Origin of the sequence: Nocardioides sp. (assembly GCF_034670285.1) — a bacterium.
GTDB lineage: Bacteria > Actinomycetota > Actinomycetes > Propionibacteriales > Nocardioidaceae > Nocardioides.
Genome location: NZ_JAXMNS010000191.1, coordinates 1 through 6,869 on the forward strand (window position 1 = coordinate 1; position 6,869 = coordinate 6,869).

General features: G+C 72.8%; 6 protein-coding genes and 1 pseudogene. 4 read left to right on the forward strand and 3 right to left on the reverse strand.

The genetic code is table 11. The annotated features are described in order from the left end of the window. From VOI19_RS10945 to VOI19_RS10960, 4 genes are all read left to right on the forward strand, one after another. Positions 1 to 539 (forward strand): SDR family oxidoreductase (locus tag VOI19_RS10945; RefSeq protein ID WP_323793001.1); only part of this gene is annotated, 539 nt, incomplete at its 5' end. 61 nt (positions 540 to 600) lie between these two features. Next, positions 601 to 2,163, forward strand: coding sequence for a serine/threonine-protein kinase (locus VOI19_RS10950; RefSeq protein ID WP_323793002.1), 1,563 nt, complete (start codon positions 601 to 603; stop codon positions 2,161 to 2,163). 233 nt (positions 2,164 to 2,396) lie between these two features. Then, the gene (cimA, locus tag VOI19_RS10955) at positions 2,397 to 3,992 is read left to right on the forward strand and encodes a citramalate synthase (RefSeq protein WP_323793003.1); all 1,596 of its coding nucleotides are present in this window, start codon (positions 2,397 to 2,399) and stop codon (positions 3,990 to 3,992) included. Between the two features lie 192 nt (positions 3,993 to 4,184). Beyond that, positions 4,185 to 5,597, forward strand: coding sequence for an amidase (locus tag VOI19_RS10960; protein ID WP_323793004.1), 1,413 nt, complete (start codon positions 4,185 to 4,187; stop codon positions 5,595 to 5,597). A gap of 22 nt (positions 5,598 to 5,619) precedes the next feature. Here the strand turns inward: VOI19_RS10960 and VOI19_RS10965 are convergent, their stop codons facing one another. The 3 genes and pseudogenes from VOI19_RS10965 to VOI19_RS10975 all read right to left on the reverse strand — a co-directional run. Next, positions 5,620 to 5,943 carry a hypothetical protein gene (locus VOI19_RS10965; protein ID WP_323793005.1) on the reverse strand — a complete coding sequence of 108 codons (324 nt, stop codon included), beginning with the start codon at positions 5,941 to 5,943 and terminating at the stop codon, positions 5,620 to 5,622. Positions 5,944 to 5,981: 38 nt separating this feature from the next. After that, a complete protein-coding gene (bioD, locus tag VOI19_RS10970) occupies positions 5,982 to 6,677 on the reverse strand; it encodes a dethiobiotin synthase (protein ID WP_323793006.1) in 696 nt (231 codons plus the stop codon). Beyond that, positions 6,674 to 6,869 (reverse strand): annotated as a pseudogene (locus VOI19_RS10975) (8-amino-7-oxononanoate synthase); the annotation flags it as partial. The pseudogene VOI19_RS10975 and the gene bioD, both read right to left, overlap by 4 nt.

The following is a 6,869-nucleotide window of genomic DNA, read 5'->3' on the forward strand; positions in this document are numbered from 1 at the left end:
GTTTCGCCGAGGAGGGCGCCTCGGTCGCCATCGTCGACCTGGACGAGGCCGCCGCCTCCGAGGCCGCGGGCCGCCTGCCCCTCGTCGACGGCGCCAAGGCTGCCGGCATCGGCGCCGACGTGAGCAACGGGGACTCCGTCGAGGCCGCGGTCACCCGCGTCGTCGAGGAGCTCGGCGGCATGAACCTCTACTTCGTCCACGCCGACGGTCACATCGTGACCCCCGGGACCGGCACGATCCTCGAGGGCATCACCCGGGCCAGCATCATCGAGCTGGCCCAGAAGGCCGGTCACCGCGTCGAGGAGCGGCGCTTCTCGATCGACGAGTGGCGCGACGGCGTGGCGAGCGGCGAAATCACCGAGATCTTCGCCTGCGGCACGGCCGCGGTGGTCACCCCGGTCGGCGAGCTGCTCTGGGACGGCGGCTCGGTGCCGAGCGTGCCCGCCGGCACCGTCGCCGAGCAGCTGCGGGCCCAGCTGGTCGACATCCAGTTCGGGCGGGCCGAGGACTCCTTCGGCTGGATGCACCGCATCGTCTGAGTCGGGGAGCCGCTGCGCGTCACACGTCAGGCGCGAGCGTCGTCAGCGGTAGCCTCGATCCGTGACGACCCAGCCGCACCAGCCGCAGCCCCAGGTGGGTGACTACTCGCTGCTGGCCAAGATCGGCGAGGGCGGCATGGGCGTCGTGCACCTCGCCCGACGCCCCGGCGGCGACCGGGTCGCGCTCAAGGTGCTGCGGCCCCACATCGTCGGCGACGACGAGGCCCGGCAGCGCCTGGCGCGCGAGGTCGCCTCGCTCTCCCGGATCCGCAGCCGGTGGGTCGCCGAGATCCTCGACGCAGACCCGTGGGCCCCGGTGCCCTACGTCGCGACCCGCTACGTGCCCGGCCTCTCCCTGCACGACCACGTGCTGCAGGAGGGAGTGATCGAGGGCGACGACCTGCTCTGGTTCGCTGCCTGCCTGGCCGAGGGGCTCTCCTCGATCCACGGGGTAGGTGTGTTGCACCGCGACATCAAGCCGTCCAACGTGCTGATGGAGGGTCGCACGCCTATCGTCATCGACTTCGGGCTGGCGCGGGTCGCCGACGACCCCAAGCTCACCCACACCGGCTGGCTCCTCGGCACTCCTGGCTACCTCGCCCCCGAGATCCTCTACGGCGAGGACGCCACGGCCGCCTCCGACGTGCACTCCTGGGCGGCCACGGTCGCCTTCGCGGCGACCGGCCGCTCGCCGTTCGGTCGAGGGCCGTCGATGGCGATCATGGACCGTGTCCGCCGCGGCGAGCACGACCTCACCGGGCTGGAGGGTCCGCTGCTCGACGTCGTCGAGGCCGCCCTCGACCCGGAGGCCGGACGCCGTCCCACCCTGGAGGCGATCCTCGCCTGGCTACGACCGCAGACGACCCAGCCCTCACCGGTGCTCGCAGCGGCGCCGACCGTCGCCGAGCGCGTCGGGCCGGCCGGCACCCGCCTGCTGACGACGGTGCTGCCGGACTCGCCGCGGGCGTACCCGCCACCGACGTCCACGCCACCGCCGCCACCGCCCCACCCCTACCCCCACGCGGGCTTCGCCGAGGAGTCCGAGGAGCCCGAGACACCGCGCGTCCCCCTGGGGGAGCGGCTGCGGCGCTCGGTCGTGGTGCTCGCCGGAGCCGTGCTCGTCGGCGCCGTGTGCGCCGCCGTGCCCTGGGTCGCGCTCGCGGTGCTGGTCGTCGCGGTGTGGCTGCTGCGCAGCGGCTCAATTGCCGCCAGCCGGGTGGAGCAGCGGCGGCAGGTGCGCGGTCGACGGTGGTACGACGCCCCGCAGCTGCTCGTCAACGCGCCGTGGCACCTGGTGCAGTCGATTCCCTCGACCATCATGCTGCTGCTCTGGAGCGCCGGGCTCGCGGCTGCGGTCGGACTGGTCTGCTACGCCGTCACCGCACCGTTGGGCTGGTCGCTCTTCGGCAGCGGCGTGGTGCTCGCCCTGTCGCTGTGGTGGGGTCCGGGAGGGAGCCGCGTGCGCTCACCGCTGCGGCGTCTGGTCAACCCCGCGAGTCGCTCGGCCGGCACCTGGCTGATCACCGTGGCGGTGCTGCTGGGGATCTCCGCTGCCGTCGGTGGTTGGGTGCTGACCAACGACGTCACGTGGACACCCGCTGCCGGCGTGCCGTTCGTGCCCTGAGGCGGCCCTCGTGCACGCGCGCACGCCGCCCGGATCCTGGGATGCCCGGCACGCCTCGAGCCCGCGTGGCACGATGGGGGCGTGCCTCACCGCGACATCATCATTCGCTAGCGCATCGAGCAGCCTGCTCGATGCGCCAACCTCTCGTGCCACGGGAGGTTTTTTTGTTGCCTGGGTGAAGTCGCTCCGGCACCCGTTCCGCCCCCGCCCGACCGCCACTCGAAAGTGATCCGATGGACTTGCACGGCGCCTTCCACGTCTACGACACCACCCTGCGCGACGGCGCGCAGCAGGAGGGGCTCAACCTCTCGGTCGCCGACAAGCTCTCGATCGCCCGCCAGCTCGACGGGCTCGGCGTCGGCTACATCGAGGGCGGTTGGCCGGGGGCCAACCCCAAGGACACCGAGTTCTTCCGTCGCGCCACGACCGAGCTCGACCTGCACCACGCCAAGCTCGCGGCCTTCGGGTCGACCCGCAAGGCCGGCGTCCGCGCTGCCGACGACCCCCAGGTCGCGGCCCTGCGCGACAGCGGCGCCTCGGTGGTCACGCTGGTCGCCAAGTCGCACGACCGGCACGTCGAGCTGGCGCTGCGCACGACGCTCGAGGAGAACCTCGAGATGATCCGCGACACCGTCTCCCACCTCCGCGCCGAGGGACAGCAGGTCTTCCTCGACGCCGAGCACTTCTTCGACGGCTACCGCCGCAACCGTGACTACGCCCTCGAGGTCCTGCGCACGGCGTACGACGCCGGGGCCGACGTGATCGCGCTGTGCGACACCAACGGCGGCATGCTGCCGACGTGGGTCGCCGACGTGGTGCACGACGTCATCGAGACGACGGCCGTGCGGGTCGGGATTCACTGCCACAACGACACCGGGTGCGCGGTCGCCAACACGCTGGCCGCCGTCGACGCCGGTGCCACGCACGTGCAGGGCTGCATCAACGGGTACGGCGAGCGCACCGGCAACGCCGACCTCGTCACGGTCGTCGCCAACCTGCAGCTCAAGCTCGACCGGCAGGTGCTGCCCGAGGGGCTGCTCGCGGAGTCGACGCGCATCGCCCACGCCGTCGCCGAGGTCACCAACGTGCCGCCGGCCTCGCGCCAGCCCTACGTCGGCACGTCGGCGTTCGCCCACAAGGCGGGCCTGCACGCCAGCGCGATCAAGATCGACCCCAACCTCTACCAGCACATGGACCCGGTGGGTGTCGGCAACGACATGAGGTTGCTGGTCTCCGACATGGCGGGTCGTGCCTCGATCGAGCTCAAGGGCCGCGAGCTCGGCTTCGACCTGTCCGGTGACAAGGACGTCGTGACGCGGGTGACCGCGCGGGTCAAGGAGATGGAGCAGGGCGGCTACACCTTCGAGGCCGCTGACGCCTCCTTCGAGCTGCTCCTGGTGGAGGAGGTCGAGGGGCGCCGCCCGTCGTACTTCGACGTCGAGTCGTGGCGCGTCATCACCGAGACCCTCACCCACCGTGAGGAGTCGGAGGAGGCGGTCTCGGAGGCGACGGTCAAGCTCAAGGCCGCCGACGTGCGCTACGTCGTCACCGGCGAGGGCAACGGCCCGGTCAACGCGCTCGACTCCGCGCTGCGCACCGCCATCGGCCAGGCCTACCCGGCGGTCGCGAAGTTCGAGCTGATCGACTACAAGGTGCGCATCCTCGACCAGGGCCACGGCACGGACGCGATCACCCGGGTCCTCATCGAGACCACCGACGGCGTCTCCTCGTGGGTCACCGTCGGAGTCGGCCACAACGTCATCGAGGCGTCCTGGGGCGCCCTCGTCGACGGCCTCACCTACGGGTTGCGCCGCCACCACTCCGACTGACCCGGAGCGGCTGGTCGCGGGTCAGCAGCTGACTTCGAGCGTGCCGGAGGTCGTCAGGTCGGTGGTCTCGGTGTCCACGCCGGCATCTGGAGAACCATTCATCGAGGCCAGGCAAGGCCCCCACCCCTGACAAGGGTGGTTGCGTTGACGGAGCGGGACCGGTGAGCGCATCCTCGGGCTAGGGTCGCCGACATGAGTGCGCTTCACGATCTCTCGGGGCTCGAGCAGGGTGCGTTGATCGCGGCAGGTGAGCTCAGCTCGGTCGAGCTGACGGAGCACTACCTCGACCGCGCCGAACGGCTCGACGACGTGGGTGCGTTCGTGACCCTGAGCGCAGACCTGGCTCGCGAGCAGGCGCGTCGAGCCGATGCCGCGTCGCCTGGTGCGACGACGAGGTCGCCGCTGCACGGCGTGCCCACGGCGATCAAGGACCTCAACCTCACCGCCGGGGTGCGCACCACCTTCGGCTCCGCGGCGTACGCCGACTTCGTGCCCGACGTCTCCGACGCCGTCACCGAGGCGATCGAGGCGGCCGCGATGCCGAGCATCGGCAAGACGAGCACGCCGGAGTTCGGCTCGCCCTGCTACACCGAGCCCGAGGGCGCGATGCCCGCGGTGACGCCGTGGGACCGCACCCGGATGGCCGGCGGGTCGTCCGGCGGAGCCGCGGCGGCGGTGGCGGCAGGTCTCGTGCCGCTCGCCCAGGGGTCGGACGGCGGCGGGTCGATCAGGATCCCGGCCTCGTGCTGCGGGCTCGTCGGGCTCAAGCCGTCACGCGGTCGCATCAGCGCCTACCCGTCGTACGGCGACCCGGTCGGGCTCGCGACGTCCGGCAGCCTCGCGCGCACCGTGCGGGACGCCGCCGCGCTGCTCGACGTCCTCGCCGGTCGTCGCGCCGGGGACCCGTCGTGGGCGCCGGCACCGAGTGGCACCTTCCTCGCTGCGTGCGACCGGCCGCCCGAGGGCCTCCGGGTCGCTCGGTTCATCACGCCGCTCATCGCCGGTGTGAGGGTCGACGCCGCCTGCGTGGAGGCCTACGACGACGCCTCCCGGCTGCTGGAGTCGTTGGGTCACCACATCGTCGACGTGCCGGCTCCGCTCTCGCCCGACGCCGTGCCGGTCTTCGAGACCTGCTGGGCGGTGCTGACGGCACTGTCGACCGCCCCGCCCGAGCGGGAGCACCTGCTGCGCCCGCTCACGCGGTGGCTCTCGGCGCGCGGACACAGCGTGAGCGGGCCGGAGTTCGGTCTCGCGATCGGGGCGATACGGCGTCTGGCGAGCGAGGCGCTCGAGGCCCTGGCGCCGTACGACGCCGTCCTGACGCCGACGCTCGCCGCGCCACCGCTGCGGGTCGGCGACCTGCGCGACGACGACGACCCCGCCGGCGACTTCGAGCGTCAGAAGCAGTTCACGCCCTGGACCTCGGCGTGGAACGTGACCGGGATGCCGGCGATCAACCTGCCGCTGCACTGGACGTCGCACGGCTTGCCGATCGGCGTGATGCTGGCGGCTCGACCGGCCGAGGAGGAGCTGTTGCTGGGCCTCGCGGCTCAGGTCGAGCAGGCCGCGCCGTGGCACGACCGCCGTCCGCCGGGCTGGGGCTGACGCACCGCCTCGGCAGTGCGGGTCAGTCGACGCTCCACGTGCTGCGGAACTCTGCGGGCGTGAGCTCGGCGAGCTGCTCGCGCACCATCGTGAGGAGGAGGCCGGCCTCCTCCGTGCCGGTGACGGGGATCCGGAGCTCCTCGACCCCGTCGGCGCGTCGTCGTACGACGACCTCGCCGCCGGCGGAGAGCTCGAAGAGCCCGCCGAACATCGCGCACCACAGGTCGAGCGCGCCGAACGAGTAGCGGCGCAGCTTGCTCCGCGTCGGCGGCAGGAGCTCGGACTCGTAGACCTCGCCGGCGCAGGCGGGCTCGAGGGTTCCGAGGGTGCCTGGGGTGTCTGGCATGCCTCCAGCGTAGGTCGTACCCCCTACACCGACCGGAACTATGACGTCGTGACGAACCAGGATGGGGCCTGGGCCACGAAGTCGGCCGGGGCGAGCGCGCCCGAGCCGGCGGGAAGCACGGCCAGCAGCGGCGTGCCGGTCACGCGCGGCAGGTCGTCGCGGTTGCAGGTCTCGGCGAGTCCGGGGGAGTCGGGCGGCGTCGGCCAGGACCCGATGACCAGGCCGGCGGGTTCGAGACCGCGCGCCCGCAGCGCGTCGACGGTGAGCTCGGTGTGGTTGAGGGTGCCGAGGCCGGCGCTGCAGACCACCACGACCTCGACCGGCTGCTCGGCCGAGAGCAGGACCGCCAGGTCGAGCAGGGTGCCGCCGTCGTGGTCGAGGCGGACGAGCAGCCCGCCCGCGCCCTCGACGATGACGACGTCGTAGCCCTGAGCGAGGTCGAGGACGGCGCGCGCGTGCTCGGCGACGGTGGGGAGCGGCAGCCCGGCGCGACGGGCCGCGGTGTCGGGGGCGAGCGGCTCGGGCAGCTCGACGAGGGTGCGGACGTCGCAGCCGGTGAGGCGCTCGACCACGGCAGCGTCGCCCGGCTCGCCGTCCACGACGCCGGTCTGGGCCGGCTTGACGACGAGCACGCGGCCCTCCGCCGTGGTCGCCAGCGCGGCGGTCGCGATGGTCTTGCCGACATCCGTAGACGTGCCGGTGACGACCACGATCCTGGGGGAGCGCGCGGTCATCGGTGCTCCTTCACGACGGCGACCAGCACCTCGACGGCCCGCGACCACTCGGCGGTGCTCAGCCCCGCGTTGACCGTGATCCGTAGGCGCGAGATCCCCTCGGGCACCGACGGCGGACGGAAGCACCCGACGCGCACCCCCTGCTCGCGAGCCGCGGCCTGCGCGGCCAGCGCCGCCTGGGGCGAGGGCATC

What these genes read in the sequence shown, in the direction of transcription:
- cimA (WP_323793003.1), top strand. Translation starts at nt 2,397, where the DNA reads ATGGACTTGCACGGCGCCTTCCACGTCTACGACACCACCCTGCGCGAC.
- VOI19_RS10960 (WP_323793004.1), top strand. Translation starts at nt 4,185, where the DNA reads ATGAGTGCGCTTCACGATCTCTCGGGGCTCGAGCAGGGTGCGTTGATC.
- VOI19_RS10965 (WP_323793005.1), bottom strand. Translation starts at nt 5,943, where the DNA reads ATGCCAGACACCCCAGGCACCCTCGGAACCCTCGAGCCCGCCTGCGCC.
- bioD (WP_323793006.1), bottom strand. Translation starts at nt 6,677, where the DNA reads ATGACCGCGCGCTCCCCCAGGATCGTGGTCGTCACCGGCACGTCTACG.